This is a genomic window from Amycolatopsis sp. NPDC001319 (genome assembly GCF_042896185.1).
Taxonomy (GTDB): Bacteria; Actinomycetota; Actinomycetes; order Mycobacteriales; family Pseudonocardiaceae; genus Amycolatopsis.
Map to the genome: position 1 here is coordinate 951,477 of NZ_JBIAWY010000001.1, position 19,263 is coordinate 970,739.

At 71.5% G+C, this 19,263-nt stretch carries 18 protein-coding genes and 1 tRNA gene; 8 read left to right on the forward strand and 11 right to left on the reverse strand.

Features of this window, described 5'->3' with window-relative positions; translation table 11 throughout:
- Position 1 precedes the first annotated feature (1 nt).
- The 4 genes from ACFY1H_RS04510 to ACFY1H_RS04525 form a co-directional block, all read right to left on the reverse strand.
- Positions 2 to 250 carry a hypothetical protein gene (locus tag ACFY1H_RS04510; protein ID WP_285971769.1) on the reverse strand — a complete coding sequence of 83 codons (249 nt, stop codon included), beginning with the start codon at positions 248 to 250 and terminating at the stop codon, positions 2 to 4.
- A gap of 4 nt (positions 251 to 254) precedes the next feature.
- A complete protein-coding gene (locus ACFY1H_RS04515; protein WP_220244957.1) occupies positions 255 to 515 on the reverse strand; it encodes a hypothetical protein in 261 nt (86 codons plus the stop codon).
- Positions 516 to 1,334: 819 nt separating this feature from the next.
- Positions 1,335 to 1,419 (reverse strand) — tRNA-Ser (locus ACFY1H_RS04520).
- A 57-nt stretch (positions 1,420 to 1,476) separates the two neighbouring features.
- The gene (locus ACFY1H_RS04525) at positions 1,477 to 2,226 is read right to left on the reverse strand and encodes a PP2C family protein-serine/threonine phosphatase (RefSeq protein ID WP_386944572.1); all 750 of its coding nucleotides are present in this window, start codon (positions 2,224 to 2,226) and stop codon (positions 1,477 to 1,479) included.
- Between the two features lie 77 nt (positions 2,227 to 2,303).
- Between ACFY1H_RS04525 and ACFY1H_RS04530 the strand changes: the two genes are divergently transcribed.
- Positions 2,304 to 4,046, forward strand: a complete 1,743-nt coding sequence (locus tag ACFY1H_RS04530; RefSeq protein WP_386944574.1) for an N-6 DNA methylase — start codon at positions 2,304 to 2,306, stop codon at positions 4,044 to 4,046.
- Between the two features lie 9 nt (positions 4,047 to 4,055).
- Positions 4,056 to 4,940 carry a serine/threonine-protein kinase gene (locus ACFY1H_RS04535; protein ID WP_386944576.1) on the forward strand — a complete coding sequence of 295 codons (885 nt, stop codon included), beginning with the start codon at positions 4,056 to 4,058 and terminating at the stop codon, positions 4,938 to 4,940.
- 48 nt (positions 4,941 to 4,988) lie between these two features.
- On the opposite strand, the gene ACFY1H_RS04540 is transcribed toward ACFY1H_RS04535, so the two are convergent.
- Entirely contained in the window at positions 4,989 to 5,495 is a 507-nt protein-coding gene (locus ACFY1H_RS04540; protein ID WP_386944578.1) for a hypothetical protein, read from the reverse strand.
- A gap of 212 nt (positions 5,496 to 5,707) precedes the next feature.
- Here ACFY1H_RS04540 and ACFY1H_RS04545 point away from each other — a divergent pair, with 212 nt between their 5' ends.
- The 3 genes from ACFY1H_RS04545 to ACFY1H_RS04555 all read left to right on the forward strand — a co-directional run bounded on the left by ACFY1H_RS04545 (position 5,708) and on the right by ACFY1H_RS04555 (position 10,256).
- The gene (locus ACFY1H_RS04545; RefSeq protein WP_366584069.1) at positions 5,708 to 6,379 is read left to right on the forward strand and encodes a L,D-transpeptidase; all 672 of its coding nucleotides are present in this window, start codon (positions 5,708 to 5,710) and stop codon (positions 6,377 to 6,379) included.
- Between the two features lie 304 nt (positions 6,380 to 6,683).
- A complete protein-coding gene (locus ACFY1H_RS04550; RefSeq protein WP_386944580.1) occupies positions 6,684 to 9,668 on the forward strand; it encodes a PQQ-dependent sugar dehydrogenase in 2,985 nt (994 codons plus the stop codon).
- A 156-nt stretch (positions 9,669 to 9,824) separates the two neighbouring features.
- Positions 9,825 to 10,256, forward strand: coding sequence for a cupin domain-containing protein (locus ACFY1H_RS04555; RefSeq protein WP_366584067.1), 432 nt, complete (start codon positions 9,825 to 9,827; stop codon positions 10,254 to 10,256).
- A 57-nt stretch (positions 10,257 to 10,313) separates the two neighbouring features.
- Here the strand turns inward: ACFY1H_RS04555 and ACFY1H_RS04560 are convergent, their stop codons facing one another.
- Positions 10,314 to 11,834, reverse strand: coding sequence for a 3-hydroxyacyl-CoA dehydrogenase (locus ACFY1H_RS04560; RefSeq protein ID WP_386944582.1), 1,521 nt, complete (start codon positions 11,832 to 11,834; stop codon positions 10,314 to 10,316).
- An 82-nt stretch (positions 11,835 to 11,916) separates the two neighbouring features.
- Positions 11,917 to 12,594 (reverse strand): TetR/AcrR family transcriptional regulator, encoded by a 678-nt coding sequence (locus tag ACFY1H_RS04565; protein ID WP_386944584.1) that lies wholly within the window; start codon positions 12,592 to 12,594, stop codon positions 11,917 to 11,919.
- A gap of 127 nt (positions 12,595 to 12,721) precedes the next feature.
- Between ACFY1H_RS04565 and ACFY1H_RS04570 the strand changes: the two genes are divergently transcribed.
- Positions 12,722 to 13,171 carry a nitroreductase family deazaflavin-dependent oxidoreductase gene (locus tag ACFY1H_RS04570; protein ID WP_366584064.1) on the forward strand — a complete coding sequence of 150 codons (450 nt, stop codon included), beginning with the start codon at positions 12,722 to 12,724 and terminating at the stop codon, positions 13,169 to 13,171.
- Between the two features lies 1 nt (position 13,172).
- On the opposite strand, the gene ACFY1H_RS04575 is transcribed toward ACFY1H_RS04570, so the two are convergent.
- From ACFY1H_RS04575 to ACFY1H_RS04590, 4 genes are all read right to left on the reverse strand, one after another.
- Entirely contained in the window at positions 13,173 to 13,367 is a 195-nt protein-coding gene (locus ACFY1H_RS04575; protein WP_386944586.1) for a hypothetical protein, read from the reverse strand.
- A gap of 11 nt (positions 13,368 to 13,378) precedes the next feature.
- A complete protein-coding gene (locus ACFY1H_RS04580; RefSeq protein WP_386944588.1) occupies positions 13,379 to 14,041 on the reverse strand; it encodes a response regulator in 663 nt (220 codons plus the stop codon).
- Positions 14,042 to 14,105: 64 nt separating this feature from the next.
- A complete protein-coding gene (locus ACFY1H_RS04585; protein ID WP_386944590.1) occupies positions 14,106 to 15,257 on the reverse strand; it encodes a sensor histidine kinase in 1,152 nt (383 codons plus the stop codon).
- A gap of 959 nt (positions 15,258 to 16,216) precedes the next feature.
- The gene (locus ACFY1H_RS04590) at positions 16,217 to 16,834 is read right to left on the reverse strand and encodes a hypothetical protein (protein WP_386944592.1); all 618 of its coding nucleotides are present in this window, start codon (positions 16,832 to 16,834) and stop codon (positions 16,217 to 16,219) included.
- A 175-nt stretch (positions 16,835 to 17,009) separates the two neighbouring features.
- Between ACFY1H_RS04590 and ACFY1H_RS04595 the strand changes: the two genes are divergently transcribed.
- Positions 17,010 to 17,759, forward strand: a complete 750-nt coding sequence (locus tag ACFY1H_RS04595) for a response regulator transcription factor (RefSeq protein ID WP_285971785.1) — start codon at positions 17,010 to 17,012, stop codon at positions 17,757 to 17,759.
- Positions 17,737 to 19,251 carry a sensor histidine kinase gene (locus ACFY1H_RS04600; protein ID WP_386944595.1) on the forward strand — a complete coding sequence of 505 codons (1,515 nt, stop codon included), beginning with the start codon at positions 17,737 to 17,739 and terminating at the stop codon, positions 19,249 to 19,251. Before ACFY1H_RS04595 ends, ACFY1H_RS04600 begins: the two co-directional genes overlap by 23 nt.
- Positions 19,252 to 19,263: the final 12 nt, after the last annotated feature.

A 19,263-nucleotide genomic window follows, 5' to 3' on the forward strand; every position in this document is an offset into this window, starting at 1 on the left:
CCTACAGACGTGACTGATATCCGCTCACCAGGTCGTCGGCGGCGGCTAGGCGGGTGAGGAGGTGGTCGAGTCCCTCGTCGGCCTGGTCCAGTTGCGTCGGCAGCCAAGGATCGGCTTTCGCCTGTGCGTCGACGAGCGCTCTGCGGGCGTCCCCGAGCAGGGACTTGGCCCGCTCGGCGTGGGCGCGCCCGTCGGTGAGGCCCGTCATCGCGGCGGTGAGCAACTGGTGGATCTCGGCGAGTCCCGACATGCGGTTACAACCGGGCCGAGTAGGAGTCGGCCGACGAAATACTGGCCTGGATGGTGCTTTGCATCCCGGTGATTCCGTTCAGCGCTTCGGCCAGCAGACCGTGGGCCTGGTTGACCTCGTGCTGACTGCTGCCCTGCGTCGCCTGGGAAAGCGACAACTGGGCTTCTTCGAGAGATTGCGCTGCCTGCTGCAGGGCGGCGATGCTCGCGGACGCCTTCTCGTTCGCGAGCGCGATGCCAGCGCGGATCTCTTCCACTCCGGGCATGGGGGCGGACTCCTCGGTGCGTCGGGGCTGGAACGACCACGTACAAACTTAGCGTGATCAGGTGTCTTCGGTAAGTGAGGAACTGGGGGAGAATCGACAAGGCCCCGGACGTGGGTGACGTCCGGGGCCTCGCGGGCAGCGGTCGGTAACGGGACCCCCGAACCGTGTTCCAGCCATGGTGACCTGCGGTTTTCGAGGCTCGCGCGCGAGTGGCCGCGCCCAGGTCAGGCCGGTATTCGTGACACCGATGAACCTCTCCGAACTTCTACGATCGAGTCTGCGGAGGAGACTAGCGCGTGGGTTCGGGGTGGGTTCCGGAGGTCCTCGGCTAGCCCCGTGGCCTGCACGGGTGTCGATCAGCAACGCTTCGGCAACGGCCCAACGGGCCGTAGACCGACCAGCCGAGCGCGGCGCGAACCGGCGAAATCGGGGATGTGGAAGGAAATTCGGGTTTTCGGACGGGCGTGCCGCGGCGGGCCCGGAGGCGACGCGATGGTGGGCCGGTTCGGGGCCTTCGACCGGGCCGCGTCGCACCGGGCGCTCGACGCGCAGCGCGCCGGGCGCCGGCGCGGCCTGAGCCGGACCGCGGGGGCCGCGCAGTTCTGGACCTCGACGCCGACCTCGACCACAGCCGCCCCGGCGACCACCTGTTCGCGGCAACCATCCGGAGCGTCCGGTGGACGGGCCATCCGTTGTCGCAGTTCCTGCGTCTTGCGCGTGGTGAGTCTCGGGATGGCAATTGAGACGGGAATTGAGACTGCAATGACAAAACGCCGGGCTGCTCGTGAAAGCTGCCCGGCGTTTCGCCTGCTATTGCGGCGGAGGATACAGGATTCGAACCTGCGAGGGCGTGAACCCAACACGCTTTCCAAGCGTGCGCCTTAGGCCGCTCGGCCAATCCTCCGTGGAGAAGGGTACCGGATGGGGTGGTGTGGTCCCGCAGGTGGGCCGGGGGTGGGGATCAGGCCGGGACGACGTCGGCGACGACGATGGTGATGTTGTCGGGGCCGCCGCCGTCGTTGGCGAGGGTGATGAGGGCGGGGACGGCTTCGTCGGGGGTGCCGGCGGCCAGGGTTTCGGCGATGGCGGGTTCGCCGGCGCCGGCGGTGAGGCCGTCGGAGCAGAGCAGGAGGCGGTCGCCGGCCAGCGGGGTGAACTCCCAGACGTCGGGGTCGCCCGAGCCGGTGCTCTGGAGGGCCTTCATGAGCAGCGAGCGGCGCGGGTGGTCGATGGCGTCGGCCTGGGAGATGCGGCCGTCTTCGACCAGGGCCTGCACGAGGGTGTGGTCACGGGTGATGCGGTGCAGCTCGCCGTCGCGCAGGAGGTAGCCGCGGGAGTCGCCGATGTGGGCGGCGGCGAAGCGGACGCCGTCGAAGAGCAGGCTGGTGAGCGTGGTGCCCATGCCGTGGGTGGCGGGGTCCTGCTCGGCGACCTCGGTGAGGCGTTCGCCGATGCGCCGGACGCCGTCCGCGAGGGTGCTCTGGAGGTCGATCGAGGTGAGGTCGAGCGAGCGCAGCTCGGAGTCCAGGCTCGCGAGCACGCCGACCGCGGTGGCACTGGCCACTTCCCCGTGGGGCTGACCACCGATACCGTCGGCCACGGCGAGCAGGCGTCCGCTGGCGTAGACGGAGTCCTCGTTGATCGAGCGTCGTCGCCCGGTGTCGGAGCCCGCGGCGTAGCGCAGGGTGAACCGGGTCTGGTTGGTGGCCATGCCACCATGTAACCATTGGTTGACTGAGTTAACAAGCAAAACGATGGAAACTCCAGTCATCAGCTATCGTGCTGGCCATGGACGACACCGCGACGGTCACCGCCGCCGACATCGCCCGGCTCGCGGGGGTGCGCCGCGCCGCGGTGAGCAACTGGCGGCGGCGCCACGACGACTTCCCGCGCCCGGTGGGCGGCACCGCGTCCAGCCCGCTGTTCTCGCTGCCCGAGGTGCAGGCGTGGCTGGCCGGCCGCGGCCGGCCCGTGGAGCTCGCGCCGATCGACCTGGCGTGGCAACGGCTGCGCGCCCTCGGAGACGACCTGGAGCTGGGCACCCGCGTCGCCGACGCCGGTGAGTACCTCACCCACGCCACCGAACGTCCGACGGACGACCCCGAGCTGCTCACCCTCCTCGCCCAGGCGGCCACGGTGAACGGGGCGACCTGGACCTTCGAGCAGCTCTGCGAACGCTACTTCGAAGCCCACGCGCGGCGCGTCTCGCCGACGACGCCCGCGTACGCGAGCCTGATGGTCCGCCTCACCGGCGCGAAAGAGACCACCGTGCTCGACCCGGCGTGCGGCTTCGGCTCCCTGCTCCTCGCCGCCGACGCCGCCCGCGCCCAGGGCCAGGACAGCGACCTCACCACCGCCCGCATCGCCGCCCTGCGCCTGCGTCTCCACGGCGCCGACACCGAGATCCACGCCGGAGACTCCCTGCGTGAAGACGCCTTCACCGGTCAGCAGGCCGACGTCGTCCTCTGCGACCCGCCGTTCAACGAACGCGCCTGGGGCCACGAAGAGCTGGTCGGCGACCCGCGCTGGGAGTACGGCCTGCCGCCGCGCGGCGAGTCGGAGCTGGCGTGGGTGCAGCACTGCCTGGCGCGCGTGAAGCCCGGCGGCACCGTCGCCGTCCTGATGCCCGGCGCCGCGGCCGGCCGGCGCAGCGGCAAACGCATCCGCGCCAACCTCCTGCGCGCGGGCGCGCTTCGCGCCGTGCTCACCCTCGCCCCGGGCACCGACCTCTGGCTGCTCACCAGACCCGAGCCCGGCACCCGCGCGCCCGCCACCGCGCTGATCGCCGAGACGACCGTCGACGACGCCGAAGCCCTCTGGCACGACCACCTCGACAACGGCACCGGCGAACGCATCATCGACCTCCTCGACGACGACGTCGACCTCACGCCCGCCCAGCGGCGCACCGCCCGGGAAGACCTCGGCGAGGCTTTCCTTGCCGCACAACGGCTTTTCAGCCGCGTCGGCCTCGATCTCCCGCCCCTGCAGCCGACGGGCGAGGAACCGGCGCACACCACCGTCGGCGAGCTGGTGAAGGCCGGCGCGCTGGAGATCCACCACGCGCCCACGCGGACCGGCGACGGCGACGAACCCGTCCTGACCCCCGACGACGTCCTGGCCGGCCGCGCCCCCACCGGCTACGCGGCCCCCGACGGCGCGGCCGTGATCGCGCACGAAGGCGACGTGATCGCGTCCGTCACCGGCGCCGTCAAGGTCCACAGTGGACCGCCCGTGCGGCTCGGCCCCGCGCTTTCCCTCTACCGCGTCGATCCGGACCGCCTGGACGCCGATTTCCTCGCCGGCTGCCTGCGCGCCGCCGATTTCCCCGTGCACAGCGCCTCCACCCGCATCGACGCGCGGCGCCTCAAAGTGCCGCGCTACCCGCTCGCCGAGCAACGCTCGTACGGCGCCGCCTTCCGTGCCCTCGCCGAGTTCGACCGGGCGCTGCGGGAGACGGCGGAAATCGGCCGTGACCTGGTCCGGCTAGGCTTTGCGGCGCTCGCCGAAGGACGGCTGCGGCCCGGCGCCTGAAGGGAAACCATGCTCATCGCCGATCGCTACGAGGTCGACGAGCTGCCGCTGGGCCGGGGCGGGATGGGCGCGGTGCACCGCGGGCACGACCGGCGGCTCGACCGGCGCGTCGCCATCAAGCTGCTGCGCCTGCCCGGCCGCGACGAAGAGCTCGAAGAACGCTTCGCCCGCGAAGCCCGCATCCTCGCGACGCTCGACCACGCCGGCGTACCCACGCTGTACGACTTCGGCACGTACGACGACCGGTTGTTCCAGGTCATGCAGTTCGTCGACGGCGTCACCGTCGCCGATCTCCTCGCCGAGCACGGTCCGCTGCCGGTCCCCTGGGCGGCGGCCATCGCGGCCCAGACCGCCGCCGTGCTCGCGGCGGCCCACGCCCGGTCCGTCTGCCACCGCGACCTCAAGCCCGCCAACCTCATGCTCTGCCCCGACGGCAGCGTGAAGGTGATGGACTTCGGCCTCGCCGTGCTGCGTGAAGCCGACGTCGCCCGCTTCACGCGGGCCGGCCAGCTGCTGGGTACGCCGTCGTACATGGCGCCGGAGCAGATCCAGCGCGGCCTCGCGGAGCCGCGAAGCGACCTGTACGCGCTGGGCTGCGCGTTGCACGAGATGCTCACCGGCCGTCAGCTCTTCACCGGTCCCACCGCGTACGCCGTGTTCGAGAAGCAGGTGAAGGACGCGCCCGCCGCCGTGCCGGGGGTCCCCGCCGCGCTCAACGCCCTGCTCGCCGCGACCCTCGCCAAAGACCCGGCCAACCGACCCTCCGGCGCCGACGCGTTGTACGCGGCGCTGGGCCCGTTCGTCCGTGATCTGCCGCCGTTGCCGGGGTTCCTGCATGCGCTGCCGAGTCCCGCGCGGATGTACGCGCGCGTGGTGGCGCAGGTCCGGGGATGACTAAGTCCTCCCGACCGGGTGCGGTCGGGAGGACTTCGCGGTGGATCGTCAGGCGCGCACCGCCGGCCGGCTCTGCTCGGCCAGCGGGAGGCCGCGCTGCTGGATGCGGTAGTAGGTCAGCGCGTTCTGGACCCCGATGCTCAGGCCCAGCGTCAGCAGGATCGACGCCGAGGTCAGGCCGCTGCCGAAGCCCAGGTAGCCGCCGAGGAAACCGAAGCCGACGCGGGCGCCGATGGTCGCGAGCCACAGCACCAGCGTCAGCGCCGAGCCCTTCTGGAACGTCGTGGTGCCGCGCGCCGTGAGCGTGGTGCTCGCGCTGCGGGCGAGGCCGAGCACGATCAGCACCGCGATGTCCGCGCCGAGCAGCACCAGCTCGCCGGTGCTCGCCTTCGGCAGCGCCTGGGCCGCGGTGAACACGCCGATGGCGGTGAGCACGAGCGGCATCGTGACCAGCGACTTCCGGCTCAGCAGCGTGCCGCGCAGCTGCTTGTAGACCACTCGGTAGAGGACGAGGGCCGCGATGGCGAAGTAGGCGAGGAGGGTCAGCGGGTTCATCGGGGGCTCCTTGGTCGGTGGTGACACCCAGATTCGTCCTTTCGACCTGCCGTTTCGTCGGCTCACGGGCGGGTTCCGGGTGGATTCTCGCGTCCACCCGGGGGTGGAGCCGCGCCGAAATCGTGACCTTCGGGCCGCAACCACCACCGGGGGACGGTCGTCTATCCCCGTGACAAGTTCGACCTGATCGAGTTCCCTGGGGGTACCGGATCGTGAAGAGGCTTCTGGTGGGGATCGCGGCCGTGGCCAGCGCGTTCGTGCTCGCCGCGTGTTCCGGCGGTGGTGCGTCGCCCGCCAACGTGACCGGTGGTGGCGCGGTGGAGGCGGGTGCCGGCGGCGGTGCGCCGACGACCTCGGCGACGACCTCCGCGGCGACGTCGAGCAGCGCGCCCGCGACCACGAGCAGCGCCCCGGCCACCACCAGCTCGCCGGCCACGAGCACGTCGAAGCCCAAGCCGACGACCACCAAGCCGAAGCCCACCACGACCAAGCCGAAGCCGCCGGTGACCGCGGCCGCCGACGTGCCGTGCGCCAAGGCCGCCGCCGCGTCGGGCACGGCCGCGTGCGTGGACATCTCGGCGCACAAGGCGTGGCTGCTGCAGGACGGCAAGGTGATCTACGGCCCCGTCTCGATGCTGCCGGGCCGCAAGGGCAACGCCACGCCGACGGGCTCGTTCCACGTGCTGTCGAAGGAGAAGATGCACTACAGCCGCGAGTTCGACAACGCACCCATGCCGAACTCCGTGTTCTTCTACCCCGGCGACGCCTTCCACACCGGCAGCCTGAAGACGTACTCGCACGGCTGCGTGCACCTCTCGGCGACGTCGTCGCTGAAGTTCTTCAACACCCTCCACGTCGGCGACGTCGTGCAGGTCGTGCCCTGACGCCCTGACGGGTGGGTGAAACGCGAAGTGGGGGCGCCGGTCGGAACCGGCGCCCCCACTTCTTTTTCGTCCTTACGCAGGTTGAGGTCGTGCCCCCGGTGCCCGGGATCGCGCCGAGGGAGAGCTTGTCGTAGCGGTTGATGAGCCCTCGCATCAACCATCCGGGGTGGGCTCAGGTGTTCGAATGTGCACAGCGTTCGCAGGTCCGGGTGACATCCGCCGGTGCTTAACGAAATTCACCCGGATGCGGTAACAACGTCCTCTTCGTGAGCGATAACCGATCACTCACGAAGGGGCACACCGCATGGCCTGGAACAAACTCCGCTCGCTGCTGACGGCCGCCGTGCTGGCCGTGGCGCTGGTCCCGATCACCGCGTCCGCCGCGGCGGCCGATGACGCGGCGCCGACGTTGCCCGCCGGCTTCGTGCTGCGGGACACGCCCACCGGGCTCTCGCCCTACGACTTCACCGACTTCGCGTGGCTGCCCGACGACAGCGTGCTGGCGCTGGGCAAGAGCGGTGCCGTCAACTGGGTCCCGGCCAACGGCTCGGGCGAACCCGTGCGGATCGCGAACTTCCCGGTCGAGACACAGGGCGACATGGGGCTCACGAGCGTCGCGCTCGCCCCGGACTACACGACCTCGCACCAGATCTACCTCAACCGCGCCGTGAGCACGGGCGGCGGCCAGTACGTGCTGCGCGCCGCGCGCTTCACCGTGACCATCGACGGTTCGGGCCACCCCTCCGGCCTCGCCGACGAGAAGGTGATCTTCGAGCTGCCCGGCAGCCAGTACTACATCCACGGCCTCGACACCGTGATCCCCGCGCCCGACGGCACGCTGTGGTACTCGGTGGGCGACAACGGTGACGCGGGCAAGACCAACGAGGTCGCTTTCGTGGCGCTCGACCTCGACTCGCCCCACGGCAAGATCCTGCACATCACGCCGGACGGCAAGGGCGTGCCGAGCAATCCGTTCTACGACCCTTCGGCCCCGGACTCCACGCGCAGCAAGGTGTTCGCGAGCGGCTTCCGCAACCCGTTCCGCTTCACGCTCGATCCGAAGAGCGGCCTGCCGGTGGTGGGCGACGTCGGCTGGTACCTGTGGGAAGAGATCGACGTGGTGCAGCCCGGCGCGAACCTCGCGTGGCCGTGCTGGGAAGGCAACCACCCGACGCCCGGCTACAGCACCGACGCGCGCTGCGCCCACGTCGTGAACACGCCGCCGCTGTGGGAACACCAGCACGGCGACGGGCCGGCGAACGGCAACAGCGTCACCGGTGGCGTTGTCTACAGTGGAACGACCTACCCGGCCGCGTACCAGGGCGCGTACTTCTTCGGTGACTACGCGGGCCAGAAGATGTGGACGCTCAAGTACAACGCACAGGGCGCCCTCACTCAGGCTCCGGTGAACCCGCCGCCGTTCGCGAATATCGGCGGCGTCACGCGGATCTCCTCGGCGCCCAACGGCGACATCGTGTTCGCCGACCTCAACGGCAGCCGCCTGCGCCGCCTGAGCTACTCGACGAACAACGCGGCGCCGGTCGCGGTGGCGACATCGTCGACCGACCCCGGCACGCGCACGGTTTCCTTCGACGCCAGCGGTTCCTACGACTTCGACGGCGACGCGCTCACCTACACCTGGGACTTCGGCGACGGCACCACGGCGACGGGCGTGACGGCGAGTCACCAGTACGGCACCGGCGCGTCGTTCACGACCACCCTCACCGCCCAGGACCCCTTGGGCGCCAAGGGGACCACGACGGTCGCGGTGGCTCCGGGCAACCACTCGCCCGACCTCGAACTGTCCACTCCGGACAAGACCTTCGCCGTCGGCGAGCCGGTTTCGCTGACCGCCACGGCCACCGACGAAGAGGACGGCACGCTGCCCGTCACGTGGACGTCGCTGATCCGGCACTGCCCCGACCTCGGCGCGTGCCACGTGCACCCCGACGACGGCGCGACCGGCCCGTCGCTGTCCGTGCCGTTCACCGACCACACCGACTCGCGCATGGAGTTCACCGCGACGGTCACCGACAGCGCCGGTGTGAAGGCGAGCAAGACCTACGTCGCCCTGCCGCGCCAGCACCGGCTCACGCTCGTGAGCACGCAGCCGGCCGCGTTGAGCATCCCCAGCGAGGGCGGCGTGAGCAGCGCGATGGTCACCGAGGGCGCGACGTTCGACGTGACGGCGTCGACGCTGGGCAGCGACGGCGCGTCGAAGTTCACCGGCTGGCAGGACGGGCCGGCCACCGCGTCGTGGTCGATCACCGTCGGCGCGAGCGACACGACGCTGACCGCGAACTACGCCACCGCGATCGACCAGCGCTACGCCGCCGAACCCGCGCTGCGCACACTCGCCGGCGCGGCGACCGGTCCCGAGGTGGTCGACGGCCCGGTGCACTACCGCCCGTACGCCAACGCCCGCCTGTACTGGACCGCGGCGACCGGCGTGCGCGAGATCGGCGGCCAGATCCTCGCCGAGTACCTCGCGATCGGCGGGCACCAGGCCTACGGGCCGCCGGTGACCGACGAGACGCCGACTCCGGACGGCGTCGGCCGCTACAACCACCTGCAGGGCACGCCGGGCACGCAGGCGGCGTCGATCTACTGGACGCCGTCGACGGGCGCGCATTCGATCCAGGGCCAGATCCGGGCGAAGTGGGCGGCGCTGGGCTGGGAAAAGACCATGGGCTACCCGATCAACGACGAGGCCGGCACCCCCGACGGCGTCGGCCGCTACAACCACTTCAGCGGCGGCGGCTCGATCTACTACACCGTGGCCACGGGCGCGCACCAGATCGGCGGGGCGATCAAGCAGAAGTGGGCCGCGTACGGCTGGGAACGGGGCCTCGGTTATCCGACCACCGACGAATCGGTGACCCCGGACGGCGTCGGCCGGTACAACCACTTCACCGGCGGCGCTTCGATCTACTGGACACCATCGACCGGTGCGCACGAGATCGGCGGGGCGATCAAGCAGAAGTGGGCGGCGTACGGCTGGGAACGCGGCCTCGGCTACCCGACCACGGACGAAACCGCCACGCCCAACGGGGCCGCGCGCTACAACCACTTCAGCGGCAATGCGTCGATCTACTGGAGCCCGGCGACGGGCGCGCACAACGTGAAGGGCGAGATCCGCAAGCGCTGGGCCGCGCTCGGGTGGGAGAAGTCTTACCTGGGGCTGCCGACGTCGGACGAGTACCGCTACGGCGCCAACGGGTTCCGCAGCGACTTCCAGGGCGGCTACATCGTGTGGACGCCGGCGGGGGCGGTCGACCACCGCTGGTGAGTGGCCCGGGTCACCCACGTCGGCTCCGGCGTGGGTGATCTGTCCATTGTGGGCGTTCCCGGCGGGTGAGAAGTGCCCGTGTGGACGGTAAGTCGGGAACTTTCAGACAACCGTTAGTGGGGTAACTTCACGGAAGATCATCGAGAAAGGTCTTCCATGCGCAAGCTCGCCACGGTCGCCGTCGCCGGCGTTGCCACTCTCGCCACCCTGCTCGTGCCGTCCGTCGCGTCGGCCACGCCCGGTCGTGGCGTCAGCGCGACCCTGATCTCCCAGTGGACGGCCGGCAACACCGACTTCGTCCTGCGCGAGATCACCCTCGCCCCGGGCGGCTCCACCGGCTGGCACACCCACGAGGGCAACCTCTACGGCTGGGTCCGCTCCGGCACGCTCACCCACTACGAATCCGACTGCGCCGTCGACGGGGTCTACCACCAGGGCGCCCCCATCATGGAACCGGCAGGCGCCGACCACGTCCACATCGGCCGCAACGAGGGCACCACGCCGATGGTCCTCGACGTCCTCTACGTCCTGCCCCACGGCGCGCCGCTGTCGGACGACGCGCCGAACCCGGGCTGCAGCTTCGACTGACGCTTTCGGAGCCGGGGGCGCCGCGGTCGGGGCGGCACCCCCGCGGTTCCGGTGGCGTCAGAGCAGATCGGCGGGCCGCGTGCCCTTCGCGGTGAGCGGCAGGCCGAGCGCGACGCGTTCCACGAGCCAGCTGCTCGGCCGGTAGCGCGGGTCCCCTGTGGACTGGTGCAGGCCCGTGAGGACGCGCAGCACCTTGTCCGCGCCGACGAGGTCGCCCCATTCCAGGGGGCCGCGCGGGTAGCCGAGGCCGAGGCGGACGGCGGTGTCGATGTCGGCCGGCTCGGCGAGGTTCTGGGCGGCGATGTAGCACGCCGTGTTGACGATCGAGGCCAGCAGGCGCTGCGCGACGGGCGCGGGGCCGTCCTGCACGATGGTCACCGGGCGGCCCGTGGCGGCCAGCGCGCCCCACGCGGCGCGGCCCGCGGCGGGGTCGAGTCCCGGGTGGACGGACAGGGTGAGGCGGCCTTCGTAGCCGCCCAGGGCGTCGACGCCGCAGACGCGCGAGGCGGGCAGGCCGGCGCGCGCGGCGGCGTCCAAAGTGGACTCGCCGCGCAGTGACACCAGCAGCACGGCGTCGGGGTACGCGTCGGCGACGACCTGCACGCCGGCGGCGGTGAGCAGGCGGCCGAGGCGTTCCTCGGCGGTGAACACGGGCTTGTCCGGGGCCGGCGGCGCGGCCGGCTCGGGCGCGACCTCCTGCTTGCCGTCGACGTAGCGGTAGAAGCCCTCGCCGTTCTTGCGCCCGAACAGCCCCGCCGCCACTCGCGGGCGCGTCAGCCACGACGGGCGCAGCCGCGGCTCGGAGTGGAAGCCGCTCCAGATGCTTTCGAGCACGGCGTGGGAGACGTCGAGACCGGTGAGGTCGAGCAGCTCGAACGGTCCGAGCTTGAGCCCCAGCACGTCTCGCGCGATGCGGTCGACGTCCGCAGGCTCGGCGACCGACTCGGACAGGATCTGCAGCGCCTCGGTGTTCAGGCCGCGCCCGGCGTGGTTGACCAGGAAGCCCGGCGCGTCCTTCGCGAGCACGGGTTCGTGGCCCCAGCGGCGCACCAGTTTCAGCGCCTCTTCGGGCAGCCATTCGACCGTGCGGACGCCGGGGACGACCTCGACCAGCCGCATCAGCGGCACGGGGTTGAAGAAGTGCAGGCCGACCACGCGCGTCGGGTCGGTCAGGCCCGCGGCGATCTCCGTGACCGACAGCGAGCTCGTGTTGGTTGCGAAAACCGTGTCGGGCCGGCAGACCTGCTCGAGCTTGCCGAACAGCACGCGCTTGGCCTCGAGGTCCTCGCGCACGGCCTCGATCACGAGGTCCACGTCCTGGGCCGGCGCGGACGGCGCGTCCACCATCACCAGGCGCTCCTTGGCGGCGCGCCCCTCGGCCTCGGACAGGCGGCCCTTCGCGACCAGCTTGTCGAGCATGCCGTGCACGTAGTCGAGCGCGGAGCGCACCGCGTCGAGGTCGAGGTCGGCCAGCTCGACCGTGACCCCGCCGGTCGCGGCGAGCTGGGCGATGCCGCGCCCCATCACGCCGGTCCCGACCACCCGGACCCTGCTGACCCGCTCGGCCCATCCCGCCACGTCGAACCACCTTCCCCGCGAAGTCGTCACGCGCGAACGTACCGTCTCTCCGCCGTCGGTGAACCGTCCCGAGAGGGCTAGTTCACAGCCCCACGAAGTCGGCCATCTGTCCGGTCAGGTGCTCGAAGTAGGCGTCGGACGGGTCGACGCTGCCCACGTACTGCCCGAACAGCTCGAAGCTGATCGCGCCGAACAGCTGCGTCCACGCGCCGATCAGCCGCGTCACGACCTCGGCCGGCGCGTTCGCACCCAGGGCCCGGGCCAGCCGCTCGGCCTGTCCGCGCAGCTCGGCGGACATCGGGGCCGTGACGGCCGGCTCGTGCGGATCGGCCTCCAGCAGCACCTTCGCCATCGCCTGCGCCACGCGCGCGGCGGGCACGATCGTGTCCTGCGGCGCCTGGTAGCCGGGGATCGGCGAGCCGTAGATCAGCGCGTACTCGTGCGGGTGCGCCTTGGCCCACGCGCGGGTGGCCTGCCAGACGGCGTGCCAGCGCTCGCGCGGGTCGCCGGTGCCCGGGTCGGCCTTCTCCGCGGCCTCGCCGACGGCGTCGTAGGCGTCGATGATCAGCTCGGTGAACAGGCGGTCGCGGCTGGGGAAGTAGCGGTAGAGCGCCGAGGACACCATGCCCAGCTCGCGCGCGACCGCGCGCAGCGACAACCCGTGCGCGCCGACCTCGGCCAGCTGGCGGCGGGCTTCGTCCTTGATCTCCTGCGTCAGTTCGGCGCGGGCACGTTCGCGGGCGGTCCTGGTGGCGGTCATGGGGACCAGTGTGCCACTTCGAGAGCGTTGCACAAAATGGAGAGCACTGCTCTTGACTCTAAGTGCGGATTGGTGTTCACTGATCTCAACGGAGAGCAGTGCTCTCGAAGAACCTGGAGGTCCTGAGATGAACACCGAGAAGCGCTACATCAAGCCCGCCAAGGCCACCAACTCGTTCAACAACTTCGTGCAGTGGCTGACCAAGCGGGGCGTGAGCGTGGTCGGCAGCCGCGTGCTGATGGTCCGCGGCCGCAAGACCGGCGAGATCCGCGAGGTGCCGGTGAACCTGCTGCCGTTCGAGGGCGGCCGCTACCTGGTCGCGCCGCGCGGCGAGACGCAGTGGGTGCGCAACCTGCGCGTGGCCGGCAAGGGGCAGCTGCGCGTCGGCAAGCGCGTGGAGGGTTTCACCTACCGCGAGCTGGCCGACGACGAGAAGCCCGTGCTGCTGCGCGCGTACCTCAAGCGCTGGAAGTTCGAGGTCGGCGTGTTCTTCGACGGCGTGGACGCCAAGGCGCCGGAGGAGAAGCTGCGCGAGATCGCGCCGGGCTACCCCATTTTCGAGCTGATGCCCGCCTGAGCTACTTCTTCGTGGACCGCCGAGCTGTGGCGGCGACGGCCACGACCCCGACGAGGACCGCGACCAGCCCGATCAGGAACCACAGCTTCTGACCGGTCATGAAACTGCCGGTGATGACGCCGGCGCCCTGCAGGACCCAGACGGCCCCCACCAGCACCAGCACCGCGCCGATGGCCAGCGTGATCCAGCGTTTCACGGGGGTTCCTCCTAGGTGGCCTCTTTCGCGACCAGGTCGTTGCGGTAGGCGTAGACGACGGCGTGCACGCGGTCGCGCAGGCCGAGCTTCGCGAGCACGCGCGAGACGTGCGTCTTCACAGTCTCCTCGCCGACGTGAAGCTGGCGTGCGATCTCCGCGTTGCTGCGCGCGTCGGCTATGAGAAGCAGCACCTCGCGCTCGCGGGACGTGAGCCGCGCCAGCTCTGGCGGCTCGGCCGCGCGGGGCTCGAGGCTGGTGGCGAAGCTGGCCACGAGCCGGCGCGTGACCGACGGGTCGATCAACGCGTCACCCCGCGCCGCGACGCGCATGGCTGCCACGAGCTCTTCGGGGGCGAGGCTCTTGAGCAGGAAGCCGCTGGCGCCGGCGCGCAGGGCGCGGTAGACGTACTCGTCGGCGTCGTAGGTGGTCAGGACCAGTACGCGGGTGTCGTTGCCGGGGGTCGCGAGGATGGCCTCGGTCGCGGCGAGGCCGTCGAGGCGGGGCATGCGGACGTCGAGGACCGCGACGTCCGGCTTGAGGCGCCGGGTTTCCGCCACGGCTTCGCGCCCGTCGGCCGCTTCGCCGACGCACTCGAAGTCGGGCTGCGTGTCGAGGAGGGCGCGCATGCCGGAGCGGAACATGGCGTGGTCGTCGGCGAGCAGCACGCGGATCATGCGACCTCCTGTTTCTTGCGGGGCGATTGGCCGGCGGGGTGAGCGGGCGGGCGCGATGGTGTGCTCATGCCACCTCCAGGGGGAAGCCGGCCTTGACCTGCCAGGTGTTGTCCTTTTGGCCGTACGTGACTTCGCCGCCGAAGAGCGTCACGCGCTGGCGGATCCCGGCGAGGCCGCGGTGGGCTCCGTCGCGCTGCGGGACCGGGCGGCCGGCCTCGTTGGTGACGGTCAGGATGATCTCCGTGCGCCGGTGGTCCAGCTCCAGCTCCACGGGTCCGGTGCCGTGGCGCAACGCGTTCGTGAGGGCTTCCTGCGCGATGCGGTAGAGGGCGACGTCGAGCGAGCCGGGGACTTCGCGGACGTCGCCGTGCACCGTGAGACGCACGGGCAGGCCCGCGGCGCGGACGGTGTCGAGCAGCTCGTCGAGGTTGTCCAGCCCGGGCTGGGCGGCTTCGTCGCCGCGCGCGTGCAGCAGATCCAGCAGGCGGCGCAGATCGGCCATCGCGGAGCGGCTCGCCGACTCGACCGCTCCGAGGGACTTGTGGACCTGGCTTTCCCCCTTGGGCAGCCCGAGCCGCGCGGCGCCGGCGTGGACGCCGATCGCGCTGACGTGATGGGAGATCACGTCGTGCAGATCGCGCGCGATGGTCTCGCGCTCTTCGAGAACGGCCCGCCGCACTGCTTCGGCTTCGTGCCTTCGGCGCTCTTCGGCTTCCCGCTCGAGGTCGGCAATGTAGGCGCCCCGGGCCGTCGTGTACCGGCCGACGAGCCACGGCAGCACCGCCGACACGGCCATGCTGATCGCGACGAGCGCCGGATTCGCGCCCCGGCCCCCGCCCAGCAGCTCGCCCGCCCCGACCCCCGCCAGCATCGCGACGAGCGCCACCACCGCCGGCCCCACCCGCAACCACGCCCCGGCCCGATACCCGGCGACGAGGATGCCCGCGTTGTTGCCGACTACGAAGCCGGTGCAGGTGCAGAGCAACAGCGGGGCCGCGACGAAGAGTGCGGCGTGTCCGGCCGCCACCCAGCCCGAATACCGGGCCGCCCCGGCCAGGGCTGCGTCCACGATGACCGCTCCGGCGAGCACCACCCAGCCCCGCCACCCGGCCTCGGGCAGCGGCCCGCGCAGGGTGAACAGGGCGACGTCGCACACCAGACAGACGAGCGCCACCAGCAGCGACTGACGCGCCAGCGACCCGTTGATGTCCCGCACCCGGCCAACCTACGCACCGACGGCGGGGTTTTGGTGCGCTTTGGGAAGGGGGCGCACGTTTGGTTGAGCGGGGCGGCGGTGAGCCGTTTCGGTGTGGGCCGGGGTTGGCCGCGCGAGGGGACCGGTGGGTTCGGGTGGGTCGCGCGAGGGGACCGATGGGTTCGGGTGGGCTGCGCGAGGGGACCGGTGGGTTCGGGTGGGCTGCGCGAGGGGACCGATGGGTTCGGGTGGGCTGCGCGAGGGGACCGATGGGTTCGGGTGGGCTGCGCGAGGGGACCGATGGGTTCAGGTGGGCTGCGCGAGGGGACCGGGCCGGACCTCGCGAGTGGACCGATGGTGCCTAATTTGCTGCGCGAGTGGACCGGTCGTGCCGAGCTGGTTTCGTGAGAGGGCCGGTCGGGCTCGGAGGCTGGTGGGGCTTCACCTCGCGAGTGGACTGGTCGTGCCGTCGCAGTGGCGCGAGGGGACCGGTCGTGCCAATTCGCGCAGGCGAGTGGGCTGGCCGGGTCGGGTCGGCGACGCGGCTGGACCGGTCGTCGTGTGCTGGCGCGTCGCGATGGGACCGATCGTGCCGAGCCGGCTCCTGCGATGGGACCGATCGTGCTGCGCGGTGGTGCGACTGAACCTGTGATGCCGGGCTTGCCGCACGAGGTGTCATGGTGTGGTCGTCGCGCGAGTGAACCTTTCGCGCCGTGCGTCGCGAAGGGACCCGTCGCCCGGGGCGCGGTGATACGAGGGGTCCAGTCGCGCACAACTTCTGCGGAAGAGGACCCGTGGGTGGGGTTGTTCGCGTTGGAGTCGGAGGCGCGAGTGGACCGGTCGTGCGCGGTCGGCGGGGCGAACGGGCAAGAGGGGCGAAGCCCAGCACCGCGAGTGGACCGGTCGTGCCCGAAACGACGACGCCGGCGTCACCGTCCAATGGTGGTCGGGGCGACGACGCCGGCGTCGGGGGAGCCCGGTCAGTTGCCGTAGCGGCGGCGGCCCTGGCCGGGCTGGCCGGTGCCGCCGGGGGCGCGTTGGGTGGCGGTGGCGGACTGCAGGGAGGTGGCGGTGGCGGTGGTGCCGTTGAGTTTGGCGATGACGGTGACGTTGTCGCCGGTCTTGGGGGTCGTCGCGGATTTCTGGGTGGACGAGTCGAGGACGTAGGTCTGTTTGTAGCCGTCCTTGCTGGTCAGGGTGACGGAGGTCGCGCTGATCTCGGTGATGGCGCCGGTCTGGAGGCGTTCGGTGACGTAGCCGCCGTTGGGGTCGGTGACGACGAAGTCGCCGTGGAGGGCGTCGCGGAGGGCGGCGCCGCCGCCGCCGAAGCCGCCGAAACCACCGCGGCCGGCGAAACCGCCAGGGCCGCCCTGACCGCCAGGGCCGCCGAAGCCGCCGGGGCCGCCGGGGCCCTGCTGCGCCGAGGCGTCGTTGGAGCTGGTCCCCGCCCAGATCGCGAGGCCGCCGCCCACGGCGATGACCACCGCGACGCCCGCGGCGATCGCCGTTTTGCGGCCCGACCACGACTTCTTCGGGGCCGCCGGTGGCTCGCCGCCAGGGGCGCCCCACGTGGCGCCCTGTGCTGGATCGGTCGTCATGGTGTTTTCCTCCGGGTCTTGACTGTCGGACCGAGAGTCGCGGCCGCCGCTGTGCGGGAGCTGTGTCCGGAGTGGGTTGAGGCTGTGCAAGAAGGCCACGAACGGCTGACCACCGCACAGGAAACGCACAGTCGCCGCACAGCTCGGCCTGAACACCGGCCCCGAGGATGGCACCATGAGCAGTATGAACGCGACGTCGCCCGGCCGGGGCAAGGACGAGTTGCGCCGCGCCGACGGCAGCCCGGTGCGGGTGCTGGTGGTGGACGACGAGTCGACGCTGGCCGAACTCGTCGCCATGGCGCTGCGCATGGAGGGCTGGGAGGTGCGCAGCGCGGGCGACGGCACGGAAGCCGTCCGCGTGGCGCGCGACTTCCGGCCCGACGCCGTGGTGCTCGACGTGATGCTGCCCGACTTCGACGGCCTCGAGGTGCTGCGCCGCATGCGCGCCGAGGCGCCGTTCCTGCCGGTGCTGTTCCTCACCGCGAAGGACGCCGTCGAAGACCGCATCGCCGGACTCACCGCGGGCGGCGACGACTACGTCACCAAACCCTTCAGCCTCGAAGAAGTCGCGCTCCGTCTGCGCGCCCTCCTCCGGCGTGCCAACGGGGTGACGGGCGCCAGCGGTTCGCAGCTCGTGGTCGGCGACCTGACCCTCGACGAGGACAGCCGCGAGGTCCACCGCGGCGGCGACCTCGTGCCGCTCACCGCCACGGAGTTCGAGCTGCTGCGCTACCTCATGCGCAACCCCAAGCGCGTGCTGAGCAAGGCGCAGATCCTCGACCGCGTGTGGAGCTACGACTTCGGCGGCCAGGCCAACATCGTCGAGCTCTACATCTCCTACCTGCGCAAGAAGATCGACGCCGACCGCGAGCCCATGATCCACACGATGCGCGGCGCGGGGTATGTCCTCAAGCCCGCCGGCTGAGGTGCCCGCGCGCCGGCCGTGGTCGCTGCGGCGCCGGCTGATCGTGCAGCTGGCGGCGCTGCTGGCGCTCGTCTGCCTGGTCGTCGGCGTGGTCACGGAGTTCGCGCTGCAGGACTTCCTCGTCGGCCAGGTCGACAAGCGCCTCGCCGCGGCGACCGACCGCGGCTTCCGCAGCGGCGACCGGCCACCGTGGATCTACGGCGACAAACCGCCCCCCGACCCGCTGCGCGTGCTCGGCCAGGGCGACGGCACGCTCGCCGTCCAGGTCCACAACGGAGCCGTGCGCGCGGCCGTGCTCAACTTCGGCTCCGCGACGCCGTCGAAGGTCAAGCCGCCGCTGCAGTCGGTCTCCACCGCGCAGCAGAAGCTCCTGCTCGGCCTCCCGCCCGACGGCCACCGCCGCACCATCGACCTCGGCGGCGACCTCGGCGACTACCGGGTGATCGCGTCGTTCTCCCCGTCCGGCGACTTCTCCGTGGTCGGCCTGCCGCTCTCGGACGTCACGGACACGTTGTGGCGCTTGGGATTCATCTTCGGCGGGGTCGCGCTCGGCGGCATCATCGTGGCCGGCGTCGCGGGCGCGGTGACGATCCGGCGCACCATGGCGCCGCTCGACCGGCTGGCCGCAACCGCGTCGCGCGTGTCGGAACTGCAGCTCGACCGCGGCGAGGTGGCGCTGTCGGAGCGGGTGCCCGAAGTGGACACCGACCCGCGCACCGAGGTCGGCAAGGTCGGCTTCGCGCTCAACCGCATGCTCGGCCACATCGCCAACGCGCTGAAAGCCCGCCAGGCCAGCGAAAGCCGCGTGCGCCAGTTCGTCGCCGACGCGAGCCACGAGCTGCGCACGCCGCTGGCCGCCATCCGCGGCTACGCGGAGCTCACGCGGCGCAGCAAAGAGCAGGTGCCGCCCGACGTCGCGTTCGCCATGAACCGCGTCGAGTCGGAGTCGGCACGCATGACGACGCTGGTGGAGGACCTGCTGCTGCTCGCCCGGCTCGACTCCGGCCGCCCCGTCGTGCCCGAGCCGGTGGACCTCTCGCGCCTGGTGGCCGACGCCGTCGCCGACTCCCACGTGGCCGGCCCCGACCACAAGTGGCGGCTCGAGGCTCCCGGCGAGCCGATCAGCGTGCTCGGCGACGCCGGCCAGCTGCACCAGGTCGTGCTCAATCTCCTGGGCAACGCCCGTACCCACACCCCGCCCGGCACCACCGTGACCACGGCACTGTCCACACAGGACGGCTGGGTGCGGCTCTCGGTGCTCGACGACGGCCCCGGCATCCCGCCGGAAATCCTGCCGGACGTGTTCGAACGCTTCGCCCGCGGCGACAACTCGCGCTCGCGCGCGGCCGGCAGCACGGGCCTCGGTCTTGCCATCGTCGCCGCAGTCGTGGCCGCGCACAGCGGCCGCGTTTCGGTGTTCAGCGAGCCTGGTCGAACCGAGTTCGTCGCCATGTTCCCGGAATACCGTGACCCGGCTATCACCCGGTCGTGAATGTCTCACAGG

Excerpts from the sequence above, each read along its gene's own strand:
- ACFY1H_RS04510 (WP_285971769.1), bottom strand. The coding sequence starts at position 250 with ATGTCGGGACTCGCCGAGATCCACCAGTTGCTCACCGCCGCGATGACG.
- ACFY1H_RS04515 (WP_220244957.1), bottom strand. The coding sequence starts at position 515 with ATGCCCGGAGTGGAAGAGATCCGCGCTGGCATCGCGCTCGCGAACGAG.
- ACFY1H_RS04525 (WP_386944572.1), bottom strand. The coding sequence starts at position 2,226 with ATGGCCACCAACCAGACCCGGTTCACCCTGCGCTACGCCGCGGGCTCC.
- ACFY1H_RS04530 (WP_386944574.1), top strand. The coding sequence starts at position 2,304 with ATGGACGACACCGCGACGGTCACCGCCGCCGACATCGCCCGGCTCGCG.
- ACFY1H_RS04535 (WP_386944576.1), top strand. The coding sequence starts at position 4,056 with ATGCTCATCGCCGATCGCTACGAGGTCGACGAGCTGCCGCTGGGCCGG.
- ACFY1H_RS04540 (WP_386944578.1), bottom strand. The coding sequence starts at position 5,495 with ATGAACCCGCTGACCCTCCTCGCCTACTTCGCCATCGCGGCCCTCGTC.
- ACFY1H_RS04550 (WP_386944580.1), top strand. The coding sequence starts at position 6,684 with ATGGCCTGGAACAAACTCCGCTCGCTGCTGACGGCCGCCGTGCTGGCC.
- ACFY1H_RS04555 (WP_366584067.1), top strand. The coding sequence starts at position 9,825 with ATGCGCAAGCTCGCCACGGTCGCCGTCGCCGGCGTTGCCACTCTCGCC.
- ACFY1H_RS04565 (WP_386944584.1), bottom strand. The coding sequence starts at position 12,594 with ATGACCGCCACCAGGACCGCCCGCGAACGTGCCCGCGCCGAACTGACG.
- ACFY1H_RS04570 (WP_366584064.1), top strand. The coding sequence starts at position 12,722 with ATGAACACCGAGAAGCGCTACATCAAGCCCGCCAAGGCCACCAACTCG.
- ACFY1H_RS04580 (WP_386944588.1), bottom strand. The coding sequence starts at position 14,041 with ATGATCCGCGTGCTGCTCGCCGACGACCACGCCATGTTCCGCTCCGGC.
- ACFY1H_RS04590 (WP_386944592.1), bottom strand. The coding sequence starts at position 16,834 with ATGACGACCGATCCAGCACAGGGCGCCACGTGGGGCGCCCCTGGCGGC.
- ACFY1H_RS04595 (WP_285971785.1), top strand. The coding sequence starts at position 17,010 with ATGAGCAGTATGAACGCGACGTCGCCCGGCCGGGGCAAGGACGAGTTG.
- ACFY1H_RS04600 (WP_386944595.1), top strand. The coding sequence starts at position 17,737 with ATGTCCTCAAGCCCGCCGGCTGAGGTGCCCGCGCGCCGGCCGTGGTCG.